Annotated in this window: 22 protein-coding genes and 3 rRNA genes; 10 read left to right on the top strand and 15 right to left on the bottom strand. The window is 64.3% G+C overall.

Translation table 11 applies throughout. From position 1 onward, the window contains the following. The first annotated feature begins 319 nt into the window (after positions 1 to 319). Complete coding sequence (locus tag M3C25_RS03885) at positions 320 to 1,555, top strand: S1 family peptidase (RefSeq protein ID WP_259836245.1); 1,236 nt, start codon at positions 320 to 322, stop codon at positions 1,553 to 1,555. Positions 1,556 to 1,682: 127 nt separating this feature from the next. Here the strand turns inward: M3C25_RS03885 and M3C25_RS03880 are convergent, their stop codons facing one another. Continuing rightward, positions 1,683 to 3,194 carry an ABC transporter substrate-binding protein gene (locus M3C25_RS03880; RefSeq protein WP_259855117.1) on the bottom strand — a complete coding sequence of 504 codons (1,512 nt, stop codon included), beginning with the start codon at positions 3,192 to 3,194 and terminating at the stop codon, positions 1,683 to 1,685. A 207-nt stretch (positions 3,195 to 3,401) separates the two neighbouring features. Between M3C25_RS03880 and M3C25_RS03875 the strand changes: the two genes are divergently transcribed. Continuing rightward, on the top strand, positions 3,402 to 4,316 hold the full coding sequence (locus M3C25_RS03875; protein ID WP_259855116.1) for a CPBP family intramembrane glutamic endopeptidase: 915 nt from the start codon (positions 3,402 to 3,404) through the stop codon (positions 4,314 to 4,316). Here M3C25_RS03875 and rdgB read toward each other — a convergent pair. From rdgB to clpS, 5 genes are all read right to left on the bottom strand, one after another. Next, positions 4,283 to 4,906, bottom strand: a complete 624-nt coding sequence (rdgB, locus tag M3C25_RS03870; protein ID WP_170275028.1) for an RdgB/HAM1 family non-canonical purine NTP pyrophosphatase — start codon at positions 4,904 to 4,906, stop codon at positions 4,283 to 4,285. The two genes, M3C25_RS03875 and rdgB, sit on opposite strands and share 34 nt — an antisense overlap. Before the next feature lie 68 nt (positions 4,907 to 4,974). Continuing rightward, a complete protein-coding gene (gene rph / locus M3C25_RS03865; protein WP_170275029.1) occupies positions 4,975 to 5,709 on the bottom strand; it encodes a ribonuclease PH in 735 nt (244 codons plus the stop codon). Positions 5,710 to 5,774: 65 nt separating this feature from the next. Further along, positions 5,775 to 6,608: an MBL fold metallo-hydrolase gene (locus M3C25_RS03860; RefSeq protein ID WP_311200494.1), complete on the bottom strand. Its 834-nt coding sequence runs from the start codon at positions 6,606 to 6,608 to the stop codon at positions 5,775 to 5,777. Between the two features lie 19 nt (positions 6,609 to 6,627). Further along, entirely contained in the window at positions 6,628 to 7,278 is a 651-nt protein-coding gene (locus tag M3C25_RS03855; protein ID WP_170275030.1) for a DUF2017 family protein, read from the bottom strand. A gap of 16 nt (positions 7,279 to 7,294) precedes the next feature. Then, positions 7,295 to 7,612 (bottom strand): ATP-dependent Clp protease adapter ClpS, encoded by a 318-nt coding sequence (gene clpS / locus M3C25_RS03850; RefSeq protein ID WP_102163165.1) that lies wholly within the window; start codon positions 7,610 to 7,612, stop codon positions 7,295 to 7,297. Between the two features lie 67 nt (positions 7,613 to 7,679). Here clpS and M3C25_RS03845 point away from each other — a divergent pair, with 67 nt between their 5' ends. Continuing rightward, complete coding sequence (locus M3C25_RS03845) at positions 7,680 to 9,029, top strand: nicotinate phosphoribosyltransferase (RefSeq protein ID WP_259855115.1); 1,350 nt, start codon at positions 7,680 to 7,682, stop codon at positions 9,027 to 9,029. A 7-nt stretch (positions 9,030 to 9,036) separates the two neighbouring features. Here M3C25_RS03845 and M3C25_RS03840 read toward each other — a convergent pair whose 3' ends face one another. Further along, complete coding sequence (locus tag M3C25_RS03840) at positions 9,037 to 10,836, bottom strand: DEAD/DEAH box helicase (RefSeq protein WP_259855114.1); 1,800 nt, start codon at positions 10,834 to 10,836, stop codon at positions 9,037 to 9,039. Beyond that, positions 10,837 to 11,097, bottom strand: coding sequence for a DUF3039 domain-containing protein (locus M3C25_RS03835; protein WP_259800280.1), 261 nt, complete (start codon positions 11,095 to 11,097; stop codon positions 10,837 to 10,839). Between the two features lie 41 nt (positions 11,098 to 11,138). Here M3C25_RS03835 and M3C25_RS03830 point away from each other — a divergent pair, with 41 nt between their 5' ends. Further along, positions 11,139 to 11,681, top strand: coding sequence for a flavin reductase family protein (locus M3C25_RS03830; RefSeq protein ID WP_259800279.1), 543 nt, complete (start codon positions 11,139 to 11,141; stop codon positions 11,679 to 11,681). A 55-nt stretch (positions 11,682 to 11,736) separates the two neighbouring features. On the opposite strand, the gene gdhA is transcribed toward M3C25_RS03830, so the two are convergent. The 6 genes from gdhA to M3C25_RS03800 all read right to left on the bottom strand — a co-directional run bounded on the left by gdhA (position 11,737) and on the right by M3C25_RS03800 (position 20,191). Next, positions 11,737 to 13,074, bottom strand: coding sequence for an NADP-specific glutamate dehydrogenase (gene gdhA / locus M3C25_RS03825; protein ID WP_217007592.1), 1,338 nt, complete (start codon positions 13,072 to 13,074; stop codon positions 11,737 to 11,739). Between the two features lie 517 nt (positions 13,075 to 13,591). Then, a 5S ribosomal RNA gene (gene rrf / locus M3C25_RS03820) occupies positions 13,592 to 13,708 on the bottom strand. A gap of 117 nt (positions 13,709 to 13,825) precedes the next feature. After that, positions 13,826 to 16,924: ribosomal RNA gene (locus tag M3C25_RS03815) — 23S ribosomal RNA — on the bottom strand. 55 nt (positions 16,925 to 16,979) lie between these two features. Continuing rightward, positions 16,980 to 17,216 carry a hypothetical protein gene (locus tag M3C25_RS03810; protein ID WP_259855113.1) on the bottom strand — a complete coding sequence of 79 codons (237 nt, stop codon included), beginning with the start codon at positions 17,214 to 17,216 and terminating at the stop codon, positions 16,980 to 16,982. 79 nt (positions 17,217 to 17,295) lie between these two features. Beyond that, positions 17,296 to 18,822: ribosomal RNA gene (locus tag M3C25_RS03805) — 16S ribosomal RNA — on the bottom strand. Together the 16S, 23S and 5S rRNA genes form the textbook arrangement of a ribosomal RNA operon. A 640-nt stretch (positions 18,823 to 19,462) precedes the next feature. Further along, positions 19,463 to 20,191, bottom strand: a complete 729-nt coding sequence (locus tag M3C25_RS03800) for an SOS response-associated peptidase (protein ID WP_259855112.1) — start codon at positions 20,189 to 20,191, stop codon at positions 19,463 to 19,465. Between the two features lie 72 nt (positions 20,192 to 20,263). Here M3C25_RS03800 and M3C25_RS03795 point away from each other — a divergent pair, with 72 nt between their 5' ends. Beyond that, entirely contained in the window at positions 20,264 to 20,767 is a 504-nt protein-coding gene (locus tag M3C25_RS03795) for a MarR family winged helix-turn-helix transcriptional regulator (protein ID WP_180964825.1), read from the top strand. Positions 20,768 to 20,773: 6 nt separating this feature from the next. Here M3C25_RS03795 and M3C25_RS03790 read toward each other — a convergent pair whose 3' ends face one another. Further along, positions 20,774 to 21,307, bottom strand: coding sequence for a putative immunity protein (locus tag M3C25_RS03790; RefSeq protein ID WP_102162926.1), 534 nt, complete (start codon positions 21,305 to 21,307; stop codon positions 20,774 to 20,776). 281 nt (positions 21,308 to 21,588) lie between these two features. Between M3C25_RS03790 and M3C25_RS03785 the strand changes: the two genes are divergently transcribed. The 5 genes from M3C25_RS03785 to M3C25_RS03765 all read left to right on the top strand — a co-directional run bounded on the left by M3C25_RS03785 (position 21,589) and on the right by M3C25_RS03765 (position 26,470). Next, positions 21,589 to 22,755 carry an acyl-CoA dehydrogenase family protein gene (locus M3C25_RS03785; protein WP_259855111.1) on the top strand — a complete coding sequence of 389 codons (1,167 nt, stop codon included), beginning with the start codon at positions 21,589 to 21,591 and terminating at the stop codon, positions 22,753 to 22,755. Further along, positions 22,756 to 23,802, top strand: a complete 1,047-nt coding sequence (locus M3C25_RS03780; RefSeq protein ID WP_259855110.1) for an enoyl-CoA hydratase/isomerase family protein — start codon at positions 22,756 to 22,758, stop codon at positions 23,800 to 23,802. Beyond that, positions 23,799 to 24,575 carry an enoyl-CoA hydratase gene (locus M3C25_RS03775; RefSeq protein ID WP_102162929.1) on the top strand — a complete coding sequence of 259 codons (777 nt, stop codon included), beginning with the start codon at positions 23,799 to 23,801 and terminating at the stop codon, positions 24,573 to 24,575. The genes M3C25_RS03780 and M3C25_RS03775 overlap by 4 nt, the downstream gene beginning before the upstream one ends. A gap of 147 nt (positions 24,576 to 24,722) precedes the next feature. After that, complete coding sequence (locus tag M3C25_RS03770; RefSeq protein WP_259855109.1) at positions 24,723 to 25,703, top strand: NAD(P)H-dependent flavin oxidoreductase; 981 nt, start codon at positions 24,723 to 24,725, stop codon at positions 25,701 to 25,703. After that, complete coding sequence (locus M3C25_RS03765) at positions 25,700 to 26,470, top strand: crotonase/enoyl-CoA hydratase family protein (protein ID WP_259855108.1); 771 nt, start codon at positions 25,700 to 25,702, stop codon at positions 26,468 to 26,470. The genes M3C25_RS03770 and M3C25_RS03765 overlap by 4 nt, the downstream gene beginning before the upstream one ends. Positions 26,471 to 26,505: the final 35 nt, after the last annotated feature.

The raw sequence follows: 26,505 nt of genomic DNA, 5'->3' as shown, positions 1-26,505 counted from the left end.
GACACCAGACACCCACGGCCGCAGAAAAACTTCTGCCGGCCGGCACCGGTCCCCTATGACGATCGGCGGGGCGGCTGGCCATACGTCGTAGCCGAGTCTGAACGTCGGCTGTCCGCCGCGTGGGGGCAGGGCTGCCGAACCTGAATGCCTGCTGACCACACGGTCACCGGAGCCTGAGGGCACCCGGTGCCCACCGCCTCGGGAGCGGGGCGCTACACCGTAAGTCCATCGCCTTTTGACCAAGGCGCAATATCGGCACCGGTGAGATTTCGGAAGAGTGAAAGCACCAACCTGAACGACTCTCACAAGGAGAAAACTCGTGAAACGCACGTTCGTCCACGCGGCCCTCGTCGGCTCGCTGGCCTTTGCAGGAATGGGAGCGGCGATGCCGGCTCTCGCAGCACCGGGCGGGGCAGCCGACACGGCCATCCAGAAGTCCCCGGAGGTCAAGAAGGTCGAGGCCAACTTCAGCGATAAGGAGCTGAAGATCATGGCCGAGTCCTCGGGCCGCACGGTCGCAGCCCAGAAGGACCACCTGCAGGCGCAGTTCACGCAGAACAACGACTACTACGACCTCGTGCAGGCCGGCAACACCTACGACGGCGCGTTCTTCAACGACGAGAACAAGCTCGTCCTGCAGGCCCCGGCCGGCTCGCAGGCCGCCAAGGCCGCTGAAGCCGCCGGCTTCGAGGTCCGCGACGCCGCCAACGGCGAGAGCAAGCTCAATGACATCGCCGATGCGCTCTCGAAGCTCGCTGCCGATGACGCCGGTGTCGTCTCCGTCGCCCCGCACATCGCTGACGACGCCGTCGTCGTCACCGTCACCGACACCAAGGCCGACACCGCCGTGCTCGACAAGGCTGCCGAGTACGGTGATGCCGTCAAGGTCCAGAAGGGTGAGCGCAACGAGCTGCACGCCACTGCCAAGGGCGGCGACAAGATCGGCCTGGGCGGCGGCTACTGCTCGGCCGGCTTCCCGGCCACTGACGGTGAGGGCAACCACGTGATGGTGTGGGCCGGTCACTGCATCGAGGACCAGGACAGCTTCACGGTTGAGGGCCAGGACTTCGGCTCCCACGGTGAGACCGCCTTCAAGTCCTACGACGGCCAGCCGGACCGCGACATCGGATACGTTGTGCTGGGCGACGGCAACGAGGTCAGCACCGAGGCCAACACCTACGGATCGAACCACGGCATCACGAATGCCGAGGAAGGCGCCTGGCAGGCCCCGATCGGCACCGAGCTATGCCGCACCGGTGCGACCTCCGGTGTCACCTGCGGTGAGGTCACCGGCTACAACGCCACGGTGAACTACTCCGATTCGCAGGGTCGCGACGTCGCCCAGGTCTCCGGACTCGGGGAGTCGACCGTGTGCACCGCTGCCGGCGACTCCGGTGGTGCCTACACCGCCGGCAACCAGGCTGTGGGTATGACCTCCGGCGGACCTGCCGGACAGGACTGCGGCTTCAATGGCGGTTACGTCGACGGATCCTCGTACTTCCAGCCGGTGCCCGACGCTCTGGACTACTACAACCTGGAGTACGGCCACAAGTGATGAGAACGTCGTCTCTCATCTGACGATTCCCCGTTCCCTCGCGGGGCAGCGCACGGGGGATACTCACAAAGGTAGGGTTCCAGCCCGCGGCGGGGGGGGGGGGGGGGGGCCGGCCCCCCCGGGGGCGTCACTTCCAGGCCAGGGTGGCGATCGGGAAGGAGTCGGAGACGAAGTTCTCCGGCAGTCCCTCGACCCCGGCGTCGGCGACGATGAGGTTGGGGAACAGGAACAGGAACCCGGCCGCGGCGTCCTCGGTGATCGTGCGGGCGACGTCCTTCATGCCTGCGACGTACTCCTCCTCGGTGCCGGTGTCGGCCTTCTTCGCGGCGTCTTCGATCTGGGAGTAGTCATAGCCGGTGTAGTAGCCGTCGCTGAACACGGTGAGCATGTCGTTGGCCTCGACGTGGTTGATGACCGACATGTCGTAGTCGTGATTGGTGAAGGTCTTCTCCAGCCACACCGCCGGGAATTCTTGGGTCTCGATCGTCGGCTTGAGCCCTGCCTCTTCGAGCTGGGAGACGACGATGTCGGCCACGGCGGTGGCATACGGCAGGTTGGGCACGGTGTAGGTGAAGGATTCGCCTTCGATGCCGGCTTCCTTGACGAGCTCCTTGGCCTTGTCGAGGTCGTGCGGGTACACGTCGGTGAGGTCCTCATAGTACGGGGCGGTCGGCGGGACCATCCCGCCGATGAGGGTGCCGTAGCCACCCCAGGCGGTGTCGAGGATAGCCTGCTCGTCGATGGCGTAGAGGACGGCCTCGCGGGCCTTCTTATCGGCGAAGATGCCCTCGGCGTTGTTCATCGACAGCACGACTTCGCCGTTCGTGGTGCCCTCGACGACCTGGTAGTCATCGGGTGATTCGAAGTCGCCGGCCAGTTCGGGGGCCTGCAGGCTGGCGAGCACGTCGACTTCGCCGGACTTCACGGCGTTGACGGCTGCGACAGGGTCTTTGTAGTACTTGAAGGTCACCGTCTCCAGATTCGGCACACCACCCCAGTAGTCGTCGCGGGCGGCGTAGACGATCTCCTGGCCGCGGGTGAAGGACTGCACCTCATACGGGCCGGTGCCGATGGCCGTGTTCGCCAGATCGTCAACGGCATCTTCGCTGAACACCGCGCCCACGGCGCTGGCCAGATCGTACAGCCACCCGTTCGAAGGGTCGGTCAGCGTGATCTCGACGGTCGCGTCGTCGGGAGTGTCGATCGAGTCGATGACGGCCATCTTGGCTTTGAGCCCGTTGGTCCAGGCATCGGAGTTGACGCGCTCATAGGAGAACTTCACATCTGCGGAGGTCAGCTCGTCGCCGTTGGAGAAGGTCACGCCGTCCTGCAGGTGGAAGATGTAGGTCTTGCGGTCCTCGGAGACGTCCCACGATTCGGCGAGCGCGGGCTTGAGCTCACCGTCCTGGTCGATGCGCACGAGCGATTCGTAGACGTTCTCCATCAGTGCCTGCGGAATCGCCGCACCGCCGGTGGTGGTGAAGTCGAGATTGACCGGCTCGGCGGTGTGTGCGACGACCATGTCGGTGCGCTTCTCCTCCCCGTCTGAGCCGTTGCTGCCGGCTCCTGCGCTGCAGCCGGTGGCGGTGAGCACGACGGCGGCAAGTGCTGCCGCCCATGCAGTGAGTCGTCGCGTCATTTTTCCCTCGAGTCTCGTGTGCAGTGGTGACCGGCCCCCGCGGGCCTGAAGTCACCTTAACGGACACTCAGCGCCGGCTAAGAGATCGTCTCGCAATGTGTCCTGCGACACCCCGCGCCCGAGGCGGTGGTCGCCTGACATCCCCGTCGCGTGCGCAGATGCGGGATACAATCGACTCAGACTGCTCATCGCCGACAGGATCTTCCCATGATGTCAGCCTGGATTCGCTCATCCCCGCTCCTGGCGTTCACGGTGCTGGCCTATGGGGGTTCATGGATTGCGTGGAGCCCATGGTGGCTGGCCCGCAACGGTGTGGGCGTGCTGCCCTATGAGCTGCCGTTTCCTGCCGTCACCGGTGTGAATCAGCTCGGCCTCTTCGCGGGCCCGTTCGCCGCAGCCCTCATCGTCACCGGCGTGCGGTCCGGTCGTGCTGGTGCTTCTCGCCTGCTGGCCTCACTCGTGCAGCTGAAGGTGCGCGGCCGCTGGTACGCCCTTGTCCTCGTGGCGGTTCCGCTGGCTGCCGGGATCGGCTACCTCTTCGTCTCCGGCTTCAGCCCTGAGGCGGGCTCCAGCGGTGGGTTCCTCGTGGTGGTCCTCATCGGCAGCTATCTCATGTTCCTGCTCGGCGGGCCGCTGCAGGAGGAGCCGGGCTGGCGCGGTGTCGCGCTGCCGCTGCTGCAGCGCCGGCACCATCCGCTCACTGCGGCGATGATCCTCGGGCTCATCCACTGCGTCTGGCATGCCCCGCTGTTCGCGACCGCCGAGTGGGACACCGCCCGCGCCGGGATCGGTGACTACCTCGCCTACCTGCTGCTCATCCTCGCCCTGTCAGTCGTCATGTCCTGGGTGTTCAACGGCTCGCGCGGTTCGCTGCTGCTGGCGGTCCTGGCGCACAACGGGCTCAACTGGGCGATCCTCTCAGCCGGCGGGCTGACGGGAGCTACGGCCACGACCTGGCCGGCAGCACTCGGCCTGAGCGTGCTCGCACTCATCGCCATCGCTGCCACCCGCGGCCGGCTCGCCTATGACCCGGCAGATCCTGCCGACCCGGCCGGGATGGTCAGTCCAGTCGGAGGGCGTGCCGATGCTCAGCTGCCGGCAGACCGTGCGGCGAGGAGCTGAGCAAGGCTGCGCAGCGCCTTGCCGCGGTGGGAGATCGCGTTCTTCTGACCTGCGCTGAGCTGAGCTGCCGTCACGTCATGACCGTCGGGGTAGAAGATCGGGTCGTAGCCGAAGCCCTGCTCACCGATCGGCTCCCGGCCGAGCCGCCCGGTCATCCGGCCCTCGGCTACCACCGCCTCGGGAGCGGGACCCTCGTTGGGGTCGATGAACACGGCGGCACAGCAGAACGCGGCCTGCCGGTGCTCATCGGGCACATCGGCCAGCTGGGCGAGCAGCAGCTCGTAGTTCGCGACGTCGTCGCCGTGCCGGCCGGACCAGCGGGCTGAGAAGATCCCCGGCGCGCCCCCGAGCACGTCGACGGCCAGCCCGGAGTCATCGGCGATCGCCGGCAGCCCGGTGTGCGCAGCTGCCGAACGGGCCTTGAGCTCGGCGTTGACGGCGAAGGTCACCCCGTCCTCGACGACCTCGGGCAGGTCGACGTCAGCGGCGGTGAGCACGGTGATCGGCCGATCGAGGACGTCGCGCAGGATCTCTTCGAGTTCCTTCCGCTTGCCCTCATTGCGGGTGGCGATGATGATGCGCTCGAACATGCTGGCTCCTGTCGGTCAGTCCTTCGATCAATCTGCCGGCCGGCCGGCAGGCAGGTCAGCAGCGGCCATCAGCTGCGCGGGCGGGCGAGGGCTTCGCGCTGCAGCTCGGTGAGCTTCGCGCAGCCGGTCTCTGCCAGGCTGAGCAGGGTGTCGAGTTCGGTGCGGTCGAACGCCTGCTGTTCGGCCGTGCCCTGGATCTCGACGAACCGGCCGGAGCCGGTCATGACGACGTTCATGTCGGTGTCGGCTGCTGAGTCCTCGACATACGGCAGGTCGAGGGCCGGCTTTCCGTCGACGATGCCGACGCTGATCGCCGCGATCGAGTCGGTCAGCGGTTCGGCAGCGGCCGGGATCCAGCCGCGGGAGCGTCCGGTGTCGATCGCGTCAGCCAGTGCCACGTAGGCGCCGGTGATCGCGGCGGTGCGGGTGCCGCCGTCGGCTTGGAGGACGTCGCAGTCGAGCTGGATGGTGTTCTCCCCCAGCTTGTCCATATCGACGACTGCGCGCAGGGCCCGGCCGATGAGGCGGGAGATCTCGTGGGTGCGGCCGCCGATCTTGCCCTTGACGGATTCGCGCGGGCTGCGGTCATGGGTGGCCCGGGGCAGCATCGCGTATTCGCCGGTGACCCAGCCGCGGCCGGACCCCTTGAGCCAGCGGGGCACGCCCTCGGTCAGGGAGGCCGCGCACAGCACGCGTGTGTCGCCGAACTCAATGAGCACGCTGCCTTCGGCGTGGGTGAGCCAGTCGCGGGAGATGCGCACCTCGCGCAGCTCGTCGTGGGCGCGGCCGTCAGGACGGGTCATGGGATCTCCTTGTGCGAGGCGGTACGGGGCCGGCCGCGCAGGTGAGGCGGCCGTGTGTGTTCAGGCTACAGCTGCCAGGTGTTGCCGGGCCGGGCGAGTTCGATCGGCCCGGAGAACTCGGCGGCAGCTTCGGCGCGGACCATGCAGGCATCGGTCCACGGCGGGATGTGGGTGAGCACGAGGTTCTTCGCCTCGGCGGCATCGGCCACGCGGCCGGCGCGCAGGCCGGTGAGGTGGATGCCGCGGGCGGCATCGCGGTCCTCCTGGAAGGCGGCTTCGCAGACGAACACGTCAGCACCGCGGGCGGCCTCGACGAGGCCGTCGCACTCATCGGAGTCACCGGAGTAGGTGATGACGTGCCCGGACTGGTCCTCGATGCGCAGCGCATAGGCCTCAACGGGGTGCTCGACGAGGAATGCGGTGATCGTCAGCGGCCCGATCGTGAACGCAGCACCCGGGGTCAGGTCGTGGAAGGCGAAGACCGTTGACAGGTCGGTCGGGTGCGACTGGCCTGCCACCGGGCTCAGTCCCGGCTCGGTGTGGTAGGCGGCAGCCAGGCGTTCGTGTGTGCCGGCCGGGCCCCAGACGGGCAGGGAGGCGCGGATCGCGCCGGTGTCGGTGTGGGCGTCGCCGCAGTTGAAGTACTTCGGGTCGTAGCTGCGGTAGACGTACAGGCCGGTGACATCGAGGCAGTGGTCCGGGTGCAGGTGGGACAGCACGACGGCATCGAGGCTGCTGGGGTCGACGTAGTTCTGCAGCGCGCCGAGTGCTCCGGAGCCCAGATCGATGACGACCCGGTACTCCCGGTGGTCGACGGCTGCCTCCAGCAGGTAGCAGCTGGCAGCCGAGGCGGGCCCGGCAAAGGAGCCCGAGGTGCCAATTGCGGTCAGTCGCATCATGCCTGTTGTTCCTCCTCCATCAGGCGTCTTCCTCCTCGTCCTCTGCACCGGAGCCGAGGCCCGAGAGCAGGATCGTCGTCAGGCGTTCCTGCGCCCAGGTGAGGAAGTCGTAGACGGTGAGCATCGTGGCCTGCTGGTCATCGAGCTCATCGGCGGCCTCCCGGGCATAGAGGTCTTCGACATCGGATTCGCTGGCCATGCTCATCCGGGTGGCGAGCACGAGCCTGACGTCATTGAGCGCCATCGACCAGGCTCGCGTGTGCGCGTCGTCGAGTTCGATCCGGCCGGTCAGCGATAGGTCGTACAGGGCGATGCGGATGTTGGCGAGCTTCGATTCGCGCAGGTCGTGTTCGGTCAGCCGGCGGAACTCCGCAGATCGTTCGGCGTCATCGCCGTCGACGTCGGGCAGCAGCCGCAGCACGGCCGGGTCCTCGGGCCGTTCGGCCGTGGAGATGCCGACCAGCCGGGCGAGGTCATCGGCACTGACCTCACGCTCGCCGGTCTCCCCCGCCTCGGGCGAGGTGTCCTCCGGTTCACCGGAGAGCGCATCGAGTTCGTCCTCGCCGCCGAGCATGACGGCGACATCGGAGAGCAGGGAGCGGAAGATGTGCTTCTCACCGGCTTCGAGATCGAGCACGGCGAAGGCACGCGCAGTCGAGTGGATCTTCATAAGGGCCCCTTCGGGCTCACACCTCACCACCGGTCGGGGCGGGCCGGCAGGTGGCCCACAGGCCGAAGCCGTGCATGGCGGCGGTGTCGCGCTCCATCTGCTCGCGGCTGCCGGTGGCCACAACGCTGCGGCCGAGTTCGTGGACTTCGAGCATGAGCTTCTCGGACTTCGCCCGCGAGTAGCCGAAGTAGCTCTGAAACACGTACGTCACGTAGCTCATGAGGTTGACCGGGTCATTCATGACGATGCACGCCCACGGCGAATCCGGCCGAGTCTCGTGCAGAGTCTCAGCCTGGGGATCGATCACCGCTTGGGATGAGTCGCCGGTTGACATCACGCCTTTCACTGTAGGCGAATTCATGGTTCACCCAGTAATCCTGCAGTGGCCTATCATCGTTCCTATGAGTGATCTCACACCGGCTTCCCCGCGGGGTTCTGCCCCGTTCCGCCCGTCGACAGCACTGCTGACCGACCATTATGAACTCACAATGCTGCAGGCCACCCTCGATTCGGGCCGCGCTGAGCGCCGCAGCATCTTCGAGGCCTTCGGACGCCGCCTGCCGGCCGGGCGCCGCTACGGGATCGTCGCCGGCACCGGCCGGATCCTGGAGATGCTCGCCGACTTCACGTTCACGTCCGAGGAGCTGACGTTCCTCGAATCGACGAAGGTCGTCGACTCGACGACGCTGGACTGGCTGGCTGACTTCCGGTTCTCCGGCGACATCCGCGGGTATGCCGAGGGCGAGGTGTACTTCCCCGGTTCGCCGCTGTTGAGCGTGGAGGCGACCTTCGCCGAGGCGGTGGTGCTGGAGACGATGATCCTCTCGGCTCTCAACTACGATTCGGCAGTCGCCTCGGCGGCCTCCCGGATGAGCCGGGTCGCCGGCTCCCGGCCGTGTGTCGACATGGGCTCACGGCGCACACACGAGCAGTCGGCCGTCGCCGCTGCCCGGGCGACCGTGGTCGCAGGCTTCACCTCGACGTCGAATCTGGAAGCCGGGCGCCGCTACGGGCTGACCACCGTCGGCACCGCTGCGCACTCCTTCACCCTCATCCACGACTCCGAACGCGAGGCCTTCGAAGCCCAGGTGCGGTCGCTGGGCTCGGACACGATCCTGCTGCTCGACACCTATGACGTCGACGAGGCGCTCAAGACCGCCATCGAGGTCGCCGGCACCGAACTCGGCGGAGTCCGGCTCGACTCCGGTGACCTGGGCATCCAGGCAGCAGAGGTGCGCGAGAAGCTCGACGCGCTCGGCGCGATCAACACCCGCATCACCGTGACGAGCGATCTTGATGAGTATGCGATCGCCGGCCTGGCAGCCGCCCCGGTCGACGCGTACGGCGTCGGCACCCGGGTCGTCACCGGCTCCGGTGCCCCGACGGCGAGCCTGGTGTACAAGCTCGTCGCCCACAGCGATGACGCCGGTGAGTGGGTGTCGGTGCAGAAGAAGGCAACCGGCAAGTCCTCGACCGGTGGCATGAAGGAGGCTGCCCGCATCATCGACGGCACGATCGCCGTCGAGGAGGCCATCGGCATCCCGCGCCTGGAGTTGCCCGATGATCTTCAGGCCCGCCCGCTGCAGGTGCCGCTGGTCACCGATGGAGAGATCGATCATTCCTACACCGGTCCCGAGGGGGTGCAGCGTGCCCGTGAGCGTCACGCGGCCTCGATGGCTGAGCTGCCGCGCACGGCACACCGCCTGCAAGCCGGTGAACCGGCGATCCCGACGGTCTTCTACAGCGCCTGAGGCGGGTTCACCGGCGGCCGACGAACCATGCCTGCAGCTTGGTGATGCGGGCCTGGATCTCCTTCCGGCTCGCCTCAGCGACCGGCGGTCCCCCGCAGGCCTTGCGCAGATCGACGTGGATGGCGGCATGCGGTTTGCCCGTGCGCCTGGCCCACGCGCCGACCATTGTCTGCAGCTTGCTGCGCTCTTCCTTCAGCAGCCGGTGATCATGTTCGGCCAGCTCCGCGGTCGGCACCGCCGTCTGGTTCGTCGCCCCTGAGCGGGCACGGCGCTTCGTCTGCTCGGCCTGGCGGGTGCGCAGCAGCTCGGTGACCTGTTCGGGTTCGAGCAGGCCGGGGATGCCGATGAAGTCGAGCTCGTCCTCAGAGCCGATCATGCCGCCGGAGCCGAACTCACCGCCGTCGAAGAGCACCCGGTCGAACGAGGCCTGCGAGTCAAGGGCTTCATAGGAGCCGAGCAGATCATCGGAGGCTGATTCGCTGGCATTGGCCTCAGCGAGTGCCTCATCGTCGAAGACGACCTCGTCCTCGGCGTCCGGGTCCGGCCGGCGGTCGAGTGCGTGGTCGCGCTGGAGCTCGAGCTGATTGGCCAAGGCCAGCAGGATCGGCACGGAGGGCAGGAAGATCGAGGCGGTCTCACCGCGGCGCCGGGCGCGCACGAAGCGGCCGATCGCCTGGGCGAAGAACAGCGGCGTCGATGACGAGGTCGCATACACGCCCACTGCCAGGCGCGGGACGTCGACGCCTTCGGAGACCATGCGCACGGCGACCATCCAGCGGCGCTCGGAGTTCTGGAACTCCTCGATCCGCTTCGAGGCACCCTCTTCGTCGGAGAGCACGACGGTGACCGGTTCGCCGCAGATCTCGCGCAGCTGTTTGGCGTAGGCGCGGGCGACCTCTTGGTCGGTGGCGATAACGAGTCCGCCGGCTTCGGGGACGCTGCGGCGGACCTCGGACAGCCGCATATCCGCGGCTTTGAGCACCGCGGGGATCCATTCGCCCTTCGGGTTGAGTGCGGTGCGCCAGGCCTGGGCGTGGATGTCCTTCGTCGCCTCAGCACCGAGCACGGCAGACATCTCATCGCCTGCCTTGGTGCGCCAGCGCATCTCACCGGAGTACGTCATGAACAGCACCGGGCGCACGACGCCGTCCTTGAGCGCCTGGGCATACCCGTAAGTGTAGTCGGCCTTGGAGGTGCGGATGCCCTCTTCGTCAGGGACGTATTCGACGAACGGGATCGCAGCGGTGTCAGACCGGAACGGCGTACCAGTCAGGGCGAGCCTGCGCCGGGCCGGGCCGAACGCCTCGCGCACGGCATCTCCCCATGACAGTGCGTCACCGGCGTGGTGGATCTCATCGAGGATGACGAGCGTGCGGGCGGCCGCGGTGCGGTTGTGGTGCAGCACCGGTTTGGCGGCGACCTGCGCGTAGGTGACGGCCACACCGTGGAACTCCTTGCCGTGGCGGCCCTGGGAGTTCTTGAAGTTCGGGTCGATGCGGATGCCCACGCGTGAGGCGGCGTCAGCCCACTGGGTTTTGAGGTGTTCGGTGGGGGCGACGACGGTGATCCGGTCGACCTTGCGCTGGGCGAGCAGCTCGGCTGCCAGCCGGAGGGCGAAGGTCGTCTTGCCGGCTCCCGGGGTCGCGACGGTGAGGAAGTCGCGCGGCTCCGTATCGAAGTAGCGTTCCAGGGCTTCGGCCTGCCAGGCACGCAGTTTGCCCGCCGTTCCCCACGCGGCGCGTTCGGGAAAGGCTGGTGAGAGGTGTTCGGCTGCTGAAGTTCCTGGGATCCGTGTCGGACCCGACATTTACTCCTGCGGTCCTTCAGGCATCGATTCGTAGATCGCCTTGCACTTCGGGCAGACCGGGAAGCGCTCAGGATCGCGGGTGGGGACCCACACTTTTCCGCACAGCGCGATGAGCGGGGTGCCGGTGACCATGGACTCCATGATCTTGGCCTTCGGCGCGTAGTGCGAGAACCGCTCGTGATCGCCGGGCTCAGCAAGCTGGTCCTGTGTCTGGCGCTCGATCGTGGCGGCGCCACCTGTTGCGGGCATCGTGTCGGACATAGCCACCATTCTAGCGCTGGTCGCTGACTAGACTAATCGGCATGGCCGACAGTGACGCACCCCTCTCCTTCTCCCCCGCGCCCGAGGCGCCGGCTGGCGAGGACCTCATCCGCACCTACCGGCAGGTCGCCGGGCAGATGGTCCGGCCGGTGGCGGTGGTGACGTGTCTGCGGGGCCGGCAGCCGCATGCGATCACCGTCGATTCGTTCCTCGATGTCTCCTATGATCCGCCGACGATGGCGGTGAGCATCTACTCCGGTTCCCGGATGATGGAGTCCCTGGAGATCGCTGAGACGATGACGATCAGCGTGCTGGCAGCCGAGCAGAAGAACATCGCCCAATGGCTCGGGGAGCCCGGTCAGCCGCTGTACGGGGTGCTCGATACAGTGCCGACGTATGACGCGCCCTCCGGTGTGCCCTATATCGCCGGTGCTGCCGCGGTGTTCGACTGCCGGATCACCAAGCGTCTGGAGGTGGCCACGCACACGCTCGTCGTCGGTGAGGTCAGCTCCTGTGCCGAGACGATCGGGGCGCGGCCGCTGGCGCGCTGGCAGGCCGGCTACGGGACCGTCACCGGCCGCTGAAGACGCACGAAGCGCCGGGGCCTCTCAGGGCACCGGCGCTTTGCGTTGCGCAGGATCAGACGACACCGAGGCTGTGCATCGCTTCGGCCACACGGACGAAGCCTGCGATGTTGGCACCGGTGACGAGGTCGCCGGGCTGACCGTATTCGTCTGCCGCTGAGGCGCAGCGCTCGTGGATGCCGGTCATGATCTCATCGAGCTTGTGCTCGGTGAAGTCGAAGTCCCAGCTGTCGCGTGAGGCGTTCTGCTGCATCTCCAGTGCGCTGGTGGCCACGCCGCCGGCGTTGGCTGCTTTGCCGGGGCCGAAGAGAACCTTGTTGTCGCGGAAGATCCGCACGGCTTCAGGGGTGCAGGGCATGTTCGCGCCTTCGGCGACGACGCGCACGCCGTTGTCGACGAGCATCTGCGCCGAATCCCCGTTGAGTTCGTTCTGGGTGGCACACGGGAGGGCCACGTCGGTCTTGATCGACCAGACGTTGCCGCCTTCTTCGAAGCGTGCGCTCTCACGCCGCTTGGCGTATTCGCCGACGCGTTCGCCTTCGACGAGCTTGACCTGCTTGAGCAGCGGGATGTCGATGCCCTTGGGGTCGTGGACGAAGCCTGAGGAGTCGGAGACGCCGATGACGGTCGCACCGAGCTCCTGGGCCTTCTGGGCGGCGTGGACGGCGACGTTGCCGGAGCCGGAGACGACGACGGACTTGCCTTCGATCGTCCGGTTGGTCTCCTTGAGCATTTCGCGGACAAAGAACACCGTGCCGAAGCCGGTGGCTTCGGTCCGCACCATGGAGCCGCCGTAGCCGAGGCCCTTGCCGGTGAGAACGCCTGCTTCGTAGCGGTTGGTGATGCGCTTGAACTGGCCGAAGAGGAAGCCGATCTCCTCTTCACCGACGCCGATATCACCTGCCGGCACGTCGGTGTATTCGCCGATGTGTCGGTAGAGCTCGGTCATCATGGACTGGCAGAAGCGCATGATCTCAAGGCGGGACTTGCCCTTGGGGTCGAAGTCGGAGCCGCCCTTGCCGCCGCCGATCGGCATGCCGGTCAGGGCGTTCTTGAAGGTCTGCTCGAAGCCGAGGAACTTGATGATGCCGGAGCTCACCGTCGGGTGGAACCGCATGCCGCCCTTGTAGGGGCCGAGGGCGGAGTTGAACTCGACGCGGTAGGCGCGGTTGATCTGGACTTCACCATTGTCATCGACCCATGGAACGCGGAAGATGATCTGCCGTTCGGGCTCGCAGAGACGCTCAACGGCGGCGAGGGCGAGGAACTCGGGATGCTTGTCGACGACAGCACCGAGCGAATGCAGGACTTCGTGGACAGCCTGGTGAAACTCGGACTCGCCGGGGTTGCGGCGCAGCACGGTGTCGAACAGAGGCTGTAGATTCGGGTGCAATGACATGAGTCGATTGTAAGTGTTGCACGCGATGTTCCGCGCAGTGGGTCGGATTGCGGATACTTGACGACCCCCAGCACGCTCCCCCGACTGCACACAACTCAGGTAAACGTGCAGGTCACGGTCCTATCTGACGAGCAGTCAGAGCGGCAAACGAAGCGAATGCGGTGCGGAAAAAACGTTCCGAATTCCGGGCACAGTCTGCATAGACCCTCATGGCCATGAGAAATCATGCACTCGATGAGCGGCGCCCCCAGCGTGCAGGAAGCCGGCAGCAGGGCGTGTGAGCAGCACCGGCAGCTGGGTCAGCAGGAGCTCATGGAGCAGGCTCACCAGAGCGCTGCTGGTCACCCGCGGCAGGGACAGAAGAAATCATGCCTCTGACTGTCAGACAGTCAGAGACACTGGATCTTCTTACGCGGCGTCGGTTCAGTCTCGGCGGCCGACGGATCCGAGATGAATAAGCGCGAGCCCGGGGAGCAGTGCTCAACCCGGGCTCGACTTTCTTTATGAGTAATTGCGGCGGTGACTTACTCTCCCACACCCTGTCGAGTGCAGTACCATCAGCGCTGGCAGGCTTAGCTTCCGGGTTCGGAATGGGGCCGGGCGTTTCCCTGCCGCTATAGCCGCCGCAAAACCATGTGTGTTGCTGGTTTTGTGGATTTGTGTGTGGACGCGAAGCATGTTGTGACACGTTTTTGGGTTGTGTGTCTTGTGTTACCCGACCCGTAACACACCGAGTTGGTGGTGGTTGGGTGAGTGGTGGGCGTATTAGTACCAGTCAGCTGCACACATTGCTGTGCCTCCACGTCTGGCCTATCAACCCCCTGGTCTAGAGGGCGCCTCATAGGGAAATCTCATCTTGAAGCAGGCTTCCCGCTTAGATGCTTTCAGCGGTTATCCTTCCCGAACGTAGCCAACCAGCCATGCACCTGGCGGTACAACTGGCACACCAGAGGTTCGTCCGTCCCGGTCCTCTCGTACTAAGGACAGCCCTTCTCAAATTTCCTACGCACGCAGCGGATAGGGACCGAACTGTCTCACGACGTTCTAAACCCAGCTCGCGTACCGCTTTAATGGGCGAACAGCCCAACCCTTGGGACCGACTCCAGCCCCAGGATGCGACGAGCCGACATCGAGGTGCCAAACCATGCCGTCGATATGGACTCTTGGGCAAGATCAGCCTGTTATCCCCGAGGTACCTTTTATCCGTTGAGCGACCGCGATTCCACAATCCACGGCCGGGTCACTAGTCCCAGCTTTCGCTCCTGCTCGACACGTCCGTCTCACAGTCAAGCTCCCTTGTGCACTTACACTCGACACCTGATTGCCAACCAGGCTGAGGGAACCTTTGGGCGCCTCCGTTACTCTTTGGGAGGCAACCGCCCCAGTTAAACTACCCATCAGGCACTGTCCCTGAACCCGATCAGGGTCCGAAGTTAAGGAATCCACTATGGTCAGAGTGGTATTTCAACAATGACTCCACACACACTGGCGTGCATGCTTCACAGTCTCCCACCTATCCTACACAAACCACACCGAATCCCAATACCAAACTATAGTGAAGGTCTCGGGGTCTTTCCGTCCTGCTGCGCGTAACGAGCATCTTTACTCGTAGTGCAATTTCGCCGAGTTCGCGGTTGAGACAGCAGAGAAGTCGTTGCGCCATTCGTGCAGGTCGGAACTTACCCGACAAGGAATTTCGCTACCTTAGGATGGTTATAGTTACCACCGCCGTTTACTGGGGCTTAAATTCTCCGCTTCGAACCACAAGGGTTCTAACAGGTCCTCTTAACCTTCCAGCACCGGGCAGGCGTCAGTCCGTATACATCGACTTACGTCTTCGCACGGACCTGTGTTTTTAGTAAACAGTCGCTTCTCTCTGGTCTCTGCGGCCACCACCAGCTCACAACCGCAAGGGCTGGTCACCAGGATGGCCCCCCTTCTTCCGAAGTTACGGGGGCAATTTGCCGAGTTCCTTAACCACGATTATCTCGATCGCCTCGGTATTCTCTACCAGACCACCTGAGTCGGTTATAGGGTACGGGCGGCTAGAACCTCACGTCGATGCTTTTCTCGGCAGCATAGGATCACCAGATCACCCCACCATAGTGGGGCGCCCATCAGCTCTCAGCCACATGTCTCCCGGATTTGCCTAAGAGACGGCCTACCACCTTAGACCGCGACAACCATCGCACGGCCTGGCTACCTTCATGCGTCACACCTGTTAACACGCTTACCTACTACACGATCAGGTCCCACACATCACCTCCTGAACACCCCGAAGGGCGACAGGAAGTTTAACGTGGTTAGTCTCACATGCCTCGGTATGGACGGTTCTTCGCCGGTACGGGAATATCAACCCGTTGTCCATCGACTACGCCTGTCGGCCTCGCCTTAGGTCCCGACTTACCCAGGGCGGATTAGCCTAGCCCTGGAACCCTTGGTCATCCGGCGGACGGGTTTCTCACCCGTCTTTCGCTACTCATGCCTGCATTCTCACTCGCATAGCCTCCACCACTGAATCACTTCGCAGCTTCACCGGCCACACGACGCTCCCCTACCCAACACCACAACCCGTTAGGGTTACCGTGATGATGCCATAACTTCGGCGGTGTGCTTAGCCCCGCTACATTGTCGGCGCGGAATCACTTGACCAGTGAGCTATTACGCACTCTTTCAAGGGTGGCTGCTTCTAAGCCAACCTCCTGGTTGTCTTCGCAACTCCACATCCTTTCCCACTTAGCACACGCTTAGGGGCCTTAGTTGATGGTCTGGGCTGTTTCCCTCTCGACTACGAAGCTTATCCCCCGCAGTCTCACTGCCACGCTTACACTTCCTGGCATTCGGAGTTTGGTTGACGTCAGTAACCCGGTGGGGCCCATCAGCCATCCAGTAGCTCTACCTCCAGAAAGCAACACGCAACGCTGCACCTAAATGCATTTCGGGGAGAACCAGCTATCACAGAGTTTGATTGGCCTTTCACCCCTAACCACAGGTCATCCCCTCCATTTTCAACTGAAGTGGGTGCGGGCCTCCACGTCGTCTTACCGACGCTTCACCCTGCCCATGGCTAGATCACTCCGCTTCGGGTCTAGGACATGCAACTCACTCGCCCTATTCGGACTCGCTTTCGCTACGGCTACCCCACACGGGTTAACCTCGCTACATGCCACTAACTCGCAGGCTCATTCTTCAAAAGGCACGCCATCACCCCAACAAAAGGAGGCTCTGACGGATTGTAAGCACATGGTTTCAGGTACTATTTCACTCCCCTCCCGGGGTACTTTTCACCATTCCCTCACGGTACTATCCGCTATCGGTCACCAGGGAGTATTTAGCCTTACCAGGTGGTCCTGGCAGATTCACACGGGATTACACGAGTCCCGTGCTACTCGGGCACACACTGAGACAGATAGGCACATGTTTCATCTACGGGACTCTCACCCACTCCGGTCGACCTTCCCAGATCATTCGACTACACACACCAACACCTGCCCGACCCCATGTAGAGGATCACCAGTGGCCCCACAACACCGCACACGCAACACCTACACGCTTGACACACATACGGTTTAGGCTCATCCGCGTTCGCTCGCCACTACTAACGGAATCATTCTTATTTTCTCTTCCTGTGGGTACTGAGATGTTTCACTTCCCCACGTTCCCCCCACACACCCTATATATTCAGATGCGGGTCACGACACACAACATGCCGCGGGGTTTCCCCATTCGGACACCCTCGGATCACCGTTCGTTTACCAACTCCCCGAGGCTTATCGCAGGTTACCACGTCCTTCATCGGCTCCTGATGCCAAGGCATCCACCATGCGCTCTTGAACACTCACACACACCACAACGGCGTGCACGAGTCGGATAACACAAGAAACACAACAAAAACAAAATCACAACAGAAGAAACACAATAGTGTTTCCCCAGATGCTCGCGTCCACTATCCACTTACACAACAACACCCAGACACCCACACCCACCACCAGCAACCACTGGCGCAGCATGCAGGGCCGGAACAAACCAGAAAAACAACCACAACCACAAAGGTCATGGGCCTGTTCTTCCAGGACCCAACAACGTGTTTGCCCCACCACACACACCCATGAAGGCATGTACAGCAGGAGGTTCATGTGATGTTCCACCCATGAGCAACCACCACAGACACGTACGGCCTGTGCGTGGCAACACCAATATGTGTTAGCTCCTTAGAAAGGAGGTGATCCAGCCGCACCTTCCGGTACGGCTACCTTGTTACGACTTAGTCCCAATCACCAGTCCCACCTTCGACGGCTCCCCCCACAAGGGTTAGGCCACCGGCTTCGGGTGTTACCGACTTTCGTGACTTGACGGGCGGTGTGTACAAGGCCCGGGAACGTATTCACCGCAGCGTTGCTGATCTGCGATTACTAGCGACTCCGACTTCACGTAGTCGAGTTGCAGACTACGATCCGAACTGAGACCGGCTTTCTGGGATTCGCTCCACCTCACGGTATCGCCACCCTCTGTACCGGCCATTGTAGCATGCGTGAAGCCCAAGACATAAAGGGCATGATGATTTGACGTCATCCCCACCTTCCTCCGAGTTGACCCCGGCAGTCTTCCATGAGTTCCCACCATTACGTGCTGGCAACATAGAACGAGGGTTGCGCTCGTTGCGGGACTTAACCCAACATCTCACGACACGAGCTGACGACAACCATGCACCACCTGTACACCAGTCCGAAGAGGCGACTATCTCTAGCCGTTTCCGGTGTATGTCAAGCCTTGGTAAGGTTCTTCGCGTTGCATCGAATTAATCCGCATGCTCCGCCGCTTGTGCGGGCCCCCGTCAATTCCTTTGAGTTTTAGCCTTGCGGCCGTACTCCCCAGGCGGGGAACTTAATGCGTTAGCTACGGCACGGAATCCGTGGAATGGACCCCACACCTAGTTCCCAACGTTTACGGCATGGACTACCAGGGTATCTAATCCTGTTCGCTCCCCATGCTTTCGCTCCTCAGCGTCAGTTACAGCCCAGAGTCCCGCCTTCGCCACCGGTGTTCCTCCTGATATCTGCGCATTTCACCGCTACACCAGGAATTCCAGACTCCCCTACTGCACTCTAGTCAGCCCGTACCCACTGCACGCGCAACGTTAAGCGTTGCGTTTCCACAGCAGACGTGACCAACCACCTACGAGCTCTTTACGCCCAATAATTCCGGACAACGCTTGTACCCTACGTATTACCGCGGCTGCTGGCACGTAGTTAGCCGGTACTTCTTCTGCAGGTACCGTCACTTTCGCTTCTTCCCTACTGAAAGCGGTTTACAACCCGAAGGCCGTCATCCCGCACGCGGCGTCGCTGCATCAGGGTTCCCCCCATTGTGCAATATTCCCCACTGCTGCCTCCCGTAGGAGTCTGGGCCGTGTCTCAGTCCCAGTGTGGCCGGTCGCCCTCTCAGGCCGGCTACCCGTCGTCGTCTTGGTAGGCCACTACCCCACCAACAAACTGATAGGCCGCGAGTCCATCCCCAACCAGTAAAACCCTTTCCACCACCAGACCATGCGGCCAGTAGTCATATCCGGTATTAGACCCAGTTTCCCAGGCTTATCCCGAAGTCAGGGGCAGGTTACTCACGTGTTACTCACCCGTTCGCCACTCATCCACACCCAGCAAGCTGGATGCTTCAGCGTTCGACTTGCATGTGTTAAGCACGCCGCCAGCGTTCGTCCTGAGCCAGGATCAAACTCTCCATAAAAATATGAAAAACAATCCCAGCCGAAATCAAAGAAAAAGACAAGAGACAAACCAAAAATGGTCATCAAATGTCATTACATCCTTGCTTCAACCAGAAACAAAAAACATTCTGGCATCACAAAAACAAACAAACACGCTATTGAGTTCTCAAAGAACAGACGCTCATCGACTCCGCCTGGCTTGCGCCGGCCTCATCGAGGCAACTTCTCCATCTTAGCTCCCACTCGGACTTTGTCAACTCGACACTCGGCCGGGTTTTGAAGTTCGTGTGGGTGGCCCCGCTTTCGCTGCGTTTCCGCAGCCGCCCTGCGGGGCGGGCGGTTTTCTACTCTAGACCATCTGCGACTCGGTGTGCAAGTCGCTGTCTGCGGTCTCGCTCACCTGCCTGTTGATCCGTCTTCCGGGTGATGTTTCCATCCCCCTCCGACATGAAGCAGAGTTACCCGTCTTTCCAAGCGTTTTGCCTGGTCAGAGCACTTGGACCTGCGTCCGTCGCGCTGGGCAACGAGTACTAACTTAGAACCCTGCGAAGCGCCGATGCAACTCCGAACGCTGTGCCCTTCGTCACAGGAGTGGCCGCAGCCTGCGGATACACCGCCGCGATCGGCTTGCTGACGCCATTTGCGCCTGTCTGACGGGTGTCATTCGACCGGTTGTGCGACCTCAGGATCTTGGTTTCTCACGTTTCCGACCGCTGCTCCGACTTTGACGCGTCCAACCGATGCTGGGTCGAAGCCAGCGATCAGGCCGTCGAGAACCGTGCGCGCGCCGTCGCGGTCGTGCGATGGTTCCAGCCAGTCACCGAGGGCCTCGGGCTCGGCCATCACCGGCATGCGGTCATGCACATCAGCCAGGTGCCCTGTCGAGGGGCAGGTGATGATCGTGGTCGAGACGAGCCATCCGTTCTTGATCGCCGGATCTGTCACGACCTGTCCGTCGAGGTCAGGGCGGCGCCGGAACTCGAAGAGCCCGGCCATATAGAGGGGCCGCTCGGTCTGAGCCTGCATGAGCCACGGCTGCTTGCCGGTCTCGGTCTTCTCCCATTCGTAGTATCCGGTGACTGGGATGATGCAGCGCTGAGAGGCGAAAGCATGACGGAACATCGGCTTCTCGTGCACGGTCTCACCGCGGGCGTTGAAGGCCTTGAAGCCGATCTTCTCCTCTTTCGCCCAGCCGGGCACGAGTCCCCAGCGGGCGGTCTCCAGCCGGCGGATGACCTCTCCTGTGTCCTCGACCCGTTCGGCGACGATCGGCAGGGCGGCGCCAGGAGGGACGTTGTACCGAGGCGCGAAGGTGTAGTCGACGACATCGATGCCGAGCTCGGCGACGATGTCGTGTGGATCAGTCGCCATGTTCAGTCGTCCGCACATATGTTGATCGTGCCACGTCAGTATGCTGGTGCCAAGTGTTCGCAGGTGAGCAGATCCAGCAGGAGGAACGACGTGGAACGGGAGTTCGACCCGATCGACGAATCGCGCAGGCAGTGGCTTGCCCATGGCTGGACCGACGCCGCCGACGGGATGACGCTCGTCATCTCCATCATGCGCGCCCACCAGCTGCTGCTCGCCCGGGTCGATCAGACCCTGCGGCCGCTGGGGCTGACCTTCTCCCGCTATGAAGTGCTCGCCCTGCTGTCCTTCACCCGCCGCGGCAGTCTGCCGATGAACAAGATCACCAAGCGACTGCAGGTGCATGCGACCTCGACGACGAATTCGGTCGACCGGCTGGAGGCCGCAGGCCTGGTCGCCCGCCGCCCGCACCCGGCTGACGGGCGCACGACGCTCGTCGAGATCACCGAGGCCGGCCGTCAGCTCGTCACTGAGGCCACAGCTGACCTCAACCGGGATGTGTTCGAACAACCCGGCCTTGATGCTGCCGATGTCAGCCGGCTGCTCGGTGAGCTCGCCTCACTGCGCGCCGGACTCGGCGACTCCGCTCAGGCCTGATGCCCATCACTGGGCGCCGGCGTGGGCCTGGATGATGGAGATGACCTGACCACGCACGCCGGTCGTCAGCAGCCCGAATCCCAGCGGGCCGCCGTCGTCGGTGCCCAGCCGCGGCAGCTGGCGCAGTGCCGTGCGGGCATCGGGTGTGAGCGCCCCGAGCTGCCAGCGCACCTCATCATCGACCGCCTCGGCGTCAGCCGGCAGCGCAAGACCGGCCGCCTGGGCCGCATAGGCGGCAGCACCGAGAGCATGGGCACCCATATGCGCCACCGCTGCTGCCTGCGCTGCAGCCCGGGCCGCGGCCGCGCCGGCTGGTGAGCTTGCGGAGCTGGCTGCGCGCACGGCGTCGACGCGGCACTGAATCTGGCCGGCGGCCCCGAGCTCGCTGCGACTGAAGGCGTAGGCGCGCTCGATCGCATCGCGGATGCGCTCATCAGATGTCTCGGCCTCGATCAGGGGCAGCACACGCCAGGCGCAGTCGGCAGCCCAGGCGGCGGCTGCGCGCCGGTGGGCAAGGCTGAGAGTCTGCGAGGAGACCATGGGGATGACCTTCCGGGGAAATCTCTGGGGATCGAGGAGGCAGGCCGACTGCGGCGGGGTGACCGCGGTCGCACCGACGGCCTACCGCCACCACCTGCCAGACCCCAGTCCCCGGCACCTGGGTGCCCACCGCCTCGGGCGCGGATGGCACAATGGTGGCCAAGGAAAATTAGTTGGACGTCCAAGTAATCTTCACTACCCTGGACACAGACCGGTCGTGCATTCCGCGGCTGCCGCACGCCCGCCGGTGCACGGCACGACCCACAGCAGAAGGAGCCACGATGGCACGCTCAACCGCGTCCGCTCTGACATTCGGGCTGACCGACGACCAGATCGAACTGTCCAATATGTGCCGCGATTTCGCCGATGCCGAGATCGCTCCACACGCTCTTGACTGGGATGCCAACAAGCACTTCCCCGTCGACGTCATCCAGAAGTCCGCCGAGCTCGGCATGGGCGGCATCTACGTCTCCGAGGACTCCGGCGGCGTGGGACTCGGCCGGCTCGATGCCGCGCTCATCTTCGAGGCCCTGTCGACCGGCTGCCCGTCGGTGGCCTCCTACATGTCCATCCACAACATGGTCGCGTGGATGGTCGACAAGTACGGCAATGAGGAGCAGAAGGAGAAGTACCTCCAGCCGCTCGTGGCCTTCGAGAAGCTCGGCTCCTACTGCCTCACCGAACCCAACGCCGGCTCCGACGCCGCAGCCCTGCGCACCACCGCCCGCCTCGACGGCGACCACTACGTGCTCAACGGCGTCAAGCAGTTCATCTCCGGTGCCGGCACCTCGGAGATCTACCTCGTCATGGCCCGCACCGGCCAGGAGGGATCGCGGGGCATCTCGACGTTCATCGTCGAGAAGGGAACCGAGGGCTTCGACTTCGGGCCCAATGAGATCAAGATGGGCTGGAACGCCCAGCCAACCCGCCAGGTGTTCATGGAGAACGTGCAGGTCCCCGTCGAGAACCGCCTCGGCGAAGAAGGCGAGGGCTTCAAGATCGCGATGTCCGGCCTCGACGGCGGCCGCCTCAACATCGGCGCCTGCTCGCTCGGCGGCGGCCAGTCGGCACTTGAGAAGGCCATCACCTACATGGGTGAGCGGCAGGCCTTCGGCACCGAGCTCAACGGCTTCCAGGCACTGCGCTTCCGCCTCGCCGACATGCAGACCAAGCTCGAAGGCGCCCGCTCGCTGCTGCGCCGCGCAGCGGCCGCCTACGATGCCGGGGACCCCAACACCTCGCTGCTGGCGGCGATGGCGAAGCTGGCGGCCACCGACGCAGGCTTCGAGGTCGCCAACGACGCCCTGCAGCTGTTTGGCGGATACGGTTATCTCAACGAGTATGGGATCGAGAAGCTGGTGCGCGATCTGCGCGTCCACCAGATCCTCGAAGGCACGAACGAGATCATGCGGGTCATCATCTCCCGCAAGAGCACAGGAGTGGGATAAATGACGTCATCTGACGACGCGCTCGTCATCACACGCGTGGTGAACGGCCTCGGCCGCATCGAGCTGAACAAGGCCAAGGCGATCAACGCCCTCGGCCGCGACATGATCGCCTCCATCGACAACGCCCTCAACGAATGGCGCGACGATGACGCCGTCGCCGCTGTGCTCATCACCGGCCGCGGCGAGCGCGGCCTGTGCGCCGGCGGCGACATCAAGGCGATCTACCAGGATCTGGTCGCCGGCACCTCCGAATCCCAGGACTTCTGGGCCGAGGAGTACCGGATGAACTTCGACATCGCCAACTACCCCAAGCCCTACATCGCGATCATGCACGGCATCACGATGGGCGGCGGCGTCGGCGTGTCCGTCCACGGCTCGCACCGCGTGGTGACCGAGACGACGAAGCTCGGCATGCCCGAGACCGGCATCGGCTTGTTCCCCGACATCGGCGGCACCTACCTGCTCGCCCAGACCCCCGGTGAGATCGGCATGTACATGGGCCTGACCGGCCTGCCGATCGGACCGGGTGCGGCACTGGCCTATGGGCTGGCCGACACCTTCGTCCCCCAGGACAAGGTCGACGAGCTCGTCGCAGCCCTCGAGGCCGACGGCACGAAGGCCGTCGAGACCCTGGCGACCTTCGCGGCAGACGCGCCGGCCAATGAGCTGGCCGAAGCCGAGGCGTGGATCAACACCTGCTTCGCCCACGACTCCGTCGAGGCGATCATCGCAGCCCTGCTCGCCCACGGCGACGAGGACGCCGCGAAGACCGCCGAGGTCATCAAGTCGAAGTCGCCGCAGTCGCTGGCCGTGACCTTCGAGATGATCCGCACCGCCAAGACGATGACCCTGCAGGAGGTCCTCGAACGCGATCTGCGCGCCGGCACCGAAATCGCCGCCCGCCCGGATCTGCGCGAGGGCATCCGCGCCCAGGTCATCGACAAGGACCGCAACCCGCAGTGGAACCCGGCCACCCTCGGCGAGGTCGAGCAGGCCGAGGTCGACGCGATCCTCAACACCGAACAGGACAGGAAGGTTTTCTCATGACCGACTTCGAGACGATCCTCACCGAATCCGCCGACGGCATCGCCGTCATCACGATCAACCGCCCGAAGGCGCTCAACGCCCTCAACCAGCAGGTGCTCGAGGACATCGCCACCGCCGCCGAGCAGTTCGATGCCGATGATTCCGTCAAGGCGATCATCATCACCGGCACCGACCGCGCCTTCGCCGCCGGTGCCGACATCAAGCAGATGGCCGAGCTCGACTTCGCCACCGCCTTCAAGACCGACTTCTTCGCCGGCTGGAGCCGCCTGACCTCGGTGCGCAAGCCGACGATCGCTGCGGTCAACGGCTTCGCGCTCGGCGGCGGCTGCGAGGTCGCGATGATGTGCGACATCCTCATTGCCTCGGAGAAGGCGAAGTTCGGTCAGCCGGAGATCAACCTCGGCGTGCTGCCGGGCATGGGCGGCTCCCAGCGCCTGACCCGCGCGATCGGCAAGGCCAAGGCGATGGACCTGTGCCTGACCGGCCGGATGATGGACGCCGAGGAAGCCGAGCGCTCCGGGCTTGTGGCCCGCGTCGTCCCGCACGACGAACTCATGGACGAGGCCCGCAAGATCGCCGCGACGATCGCTAGCAAGTCGCGCATCGCCTCGGCGATGGTCAAGGAGGCCGTCAACGCTTCCTTCGAGACGACGCTGCAGCAGGGTCTGCTCTTCGAGCGCCGTCTGTTCCACTCCTCGCTGGCGACCAACGACCAGTCTGAGGGCATGGCCGCCTTCGTCGAGAAGCGCGACCCGAACTTCACCGACACCTGATCGGTTCTGCCAGCAGCCGCCGGCAACCGCGCCCGAGGCGGCGGTCACCTGAACGGGTGACCGCCGCCTTGCGCGTGGTGTGGGTTACAGTAGTGGGCGACAGTGCTTAACAATCGTTCGGTCACCCCGATATTTCCGAGGAGAAACATGGCCCTTCCCGAGGTCCTCACCCGTCCCCTGCGGCTGCCGGTCATCGCATCGCCGATGTTCATCGCCTCCGGCCCCCAGCTCGTCACCGCGCAGTGCCAGGCCGGTGTCATCGGCGCGTTCCCCACTCTCAATGCACGCCCGGCCGAGCTGCTCGACGAATGGCTGCACGAGATCGAAGAATCCAATGCGGCCTTCGCCAAAGCGAACCCGGACAAGCCGGTCGGCGCGGTCGCTGCGAACCTCATCGTGCACCGGTCGAACAACCGCATCGAGGCCGACCTGGAGACGATCGTCAAGCACCAGGTGCCGATCGTCATCACCTCGCTGGGCGCGCGCACCGAGGTCAACGACGCCGTGCACTCCTACGGCGGCATCGTGCTCCACGACGTCATCCACAACGGCTTCGCGCACAAAGCGATCGAGAAAGGCGCCGACGGGCTCATCCTCGTCGCCGCCGGCGCCGGCGGACATGCCGGAATGCTCTCGCCGTTCGCCTTCCTCAACGAGGTCCGCGCCTGGTTCGACGGCCCGATCGCACTCTCCGGAGCTCTCGCCCACGGCCGTTCGGTCCTCGCCGCCCAGGCGGCCGGTGCCGACTTCGCCTATGTCGGCTCGGCGTTCCTCTCGACCCCGGAGGCGCAGGTGAGCGATGAGTACCGGCAGATGATCGTCGACTCCACGGCCAGCGACATCGTCTACACCAACCTCTTCACAGGTGTGCACGGCAACTACCTGCGCGGCAGCATCGAAGCCGCCGGCCTCGACCCGGACAACCTGCCCGAATCCGACCCCTCGAAGATGAACTTCGGCTCCGGCGGCTCGGAGAAGTCGAAGGCCTGGCGCGACATCTGGGGCTCCGGCCAGGGCATCGGCACGATCGATGAGTCCTTGCCCGCCGGTGAGCTCGTCGCCCGCTTGGCCGATGAGTACGAAGCCGCGAAGGCCGACATGCTCGCCACCCTCGGAGTCAGCACATGACCGATCGGCCCGAGGTGCTCACCGAGGTCCGCGGCGGCGTCCTCGTCATCACCCTCAACCGGCCCGAGGCGAAGAACGCAGCGACCGCCGAGATGGCCCGGCTCATGGCCGGGATCATCGACGATTTCGATGCGGATGACAGCCTCAGCGTCGCCGTGCTCACCGGTGCCGGCGGAACGTTCTGCTCCGGGATGGATCTCAAGGGATTCGTGCGCGGTGACCTGCCCGGCCTGCCCGGCCGCGGGTTCCTGGCGCTGACCGAGGCACCACCTGCCAAGCCGCTCATCGCCGCCGTCGAAGGCTACGCGCTGGCCGGTGGGTTCGAGACGATGCTCGCCTGCGATCTCGTCGTCGCCTCGGAGTCGGCGAAGTTCGGCATCCCAGAGGTCAAGCGCGGCCTGGTCGCTGCAGCCGGTGGTCTCGTGACTTTGCCGGAGCGCACCCACCGGGCGGTGGCGATGGAGATGGCGCTCACCGGTGACATCTACCCGGCGGCCTTCGGTGAGAAGCACGGCTTTGTCAACGCCTTGGTGCCTGAGGGCCAGGCACTCGACGGAGCGCTCGCGCTGGCTGAGCGGATCGCCGCGAACGGGCCGCTGGCTGTGCGCGCCTCGAAGCAGATCATCAGCGAAAGCCCCGGCTGGCCGGCCGGTGAGAAGTTCACTCGCCAGGCTGCCATCAGCGACCCGGTCATGGAATCCGACGATGCCCGCGAGGGCGCCACGGCATTCGCCGAGAAGCGCGCGCCGCGCTGGACCGGACGGTGAGAACCACCCGCACCTGCTGAACGACGAAGCGCCCC

It is taken from the genome of Brevibacterium luteolum (assembly GCF_025147615.1).
GTDB classification, from domain to species: domain Bacteria; phylum Actinomycetota; class Actinomycetes; order Actinomycetales; family Brevibacteriaceae; genus Brevibacterium; species Brevibacterium luteolum.
This window is presented reverse-complemented; position numbering and strand designations above follow the sequence as displayed.

Bases quoted from the DNA above. Each gene is read 5' to 3' on its own strand.
- M3C25_RS03800 (WP_259855112.1), bottom strand. From the start codon at position 20,191: ATGTGCGGACGACTGAACATGGCGACTGATCCACACGACATCGTCGCC.
- rph (WP_170275029.1), bottom strand. From the start codon at position 5,709: ATGACCCGTCCTGACGGCCGCGCCCACGACGAGCTGCGCGAGGTGCGC.
- M3C25_RS03770 (WP_259855109.1), top strand. From the start codon at position 24,723: ATGGCCCTTCCCGAGGTCCTCACCCGTCCCCTGCGGCTGCCGGTCATC.
- M3C25_RS03765 (WP_259855108.1), top strand. From the start codon at position 25,700: ATGACCGATCGGCCCGAGGTGCTCACCGAGGTCCGCGGCGGCGTCCTC.
- M3C25_RS03855 (WP_170275030.1), bottom strand. From the start codon at position 7,278: ATGAAGATCCACTCGACTGCGCGTGCCTTCGCCGTGCTCGATCTCGAA.
- M3C25_RS03830 (WP_259800279.1), top strand. From the start codon at position 11,139: ATGGCCGACAGTGACGCACCCCTCTCCTTCTCCCCCGCGCCCGAGGCG.
- M3C25_RS03860 (WP_311200494.1), bottom strand. From the start codon at position 6,608: ATGATGCGACTGACCGCAATTGGCACCTCGGGCTCCTTTGCCGGGCCC.
- M3C25_RS03780 (WP_259855110.1), top strand. From the start codon at position 22,756: ATGACGTCATCTGACGACGCGCTCGTCATCACACGCGTGGTGAACGGC.
- M3C25_RS03880 (WP_259855117.1), bottom strand. From the start codon at position 3,194: ATGACGCGACGACTCACTGCATGGGCGGCAGCACTTGCCGCCGTCGTG.
- M3C25_RS03835 (WP_259800280.1), bottom strand. From the start codon at position 11,097: ATGTCCGACACGATGCCCGCAACAGGTGGCGCCGCCACGATCGAGCGC.
- M3C25_RS03785 (WP_259855111.1), top strand. From the start codon at position 21,589: ATGGCACGCTCAACCGCGTCCGCTCTGACATTCGGGCTGACCGACGAC.
- clpS (WP_102163165.1), bottom strand. From the start codon at position 7,612: ATGTCAACCGGCGACTCATCCCAAGCGGTGATCGATCCCCAGGCTGAG.
- M3C25_RS03875 (WP_259855116.1), top strand. From the start codon at position 3,402: ATGATGTCAGCCTGGATTCGCTCATCCCCGCTCCTGGCGTTCACGGTG.
- rdgB (WP_170275028.1), bottom strand. From the start codon at position 4,906: ATGTTCGAGCGCATCATCATCGCCACCCGCAATGAGGGCAAGCGGAAG.
- M3C25_RS03810 (WP_259855113.1), bottom strand. From the start codon at position 17,216: ATGAACCTCCTGCTGTACATGCCTTCATGGGTGTGTGTGGTGGGGCAA.
- M3C25_RS03790 (WP_102162926.1), bottom strand. From the start codon at position 21,307: ATGGTCTCCTCGCAGACTCTCAGCCTTGCCCACCGGCGCGCAGCCGCC.
- M3C25_RS03840 (WP_259855114.1), bottom strand. From the start codon at position 10,836: ATGTCGGGTCCGACACGGATCCCAGGAACTTCAGCAGCCGAACACCTC.
- M3C25_RS03845 (WP_259855115.1), top strand. From the start codon at position 7,680: ATGAGTGATCTCACACCGGCTTCCCCGCGGGGTTCTGCCCCGTTCCGC.
- M3C25_RS03775 (WP_102162929.1), top strand. From the start codon at position 23,799: ATGACCGACTTCGAGACGATCCTCACCGAATCCGCCGACGGCATCGCC.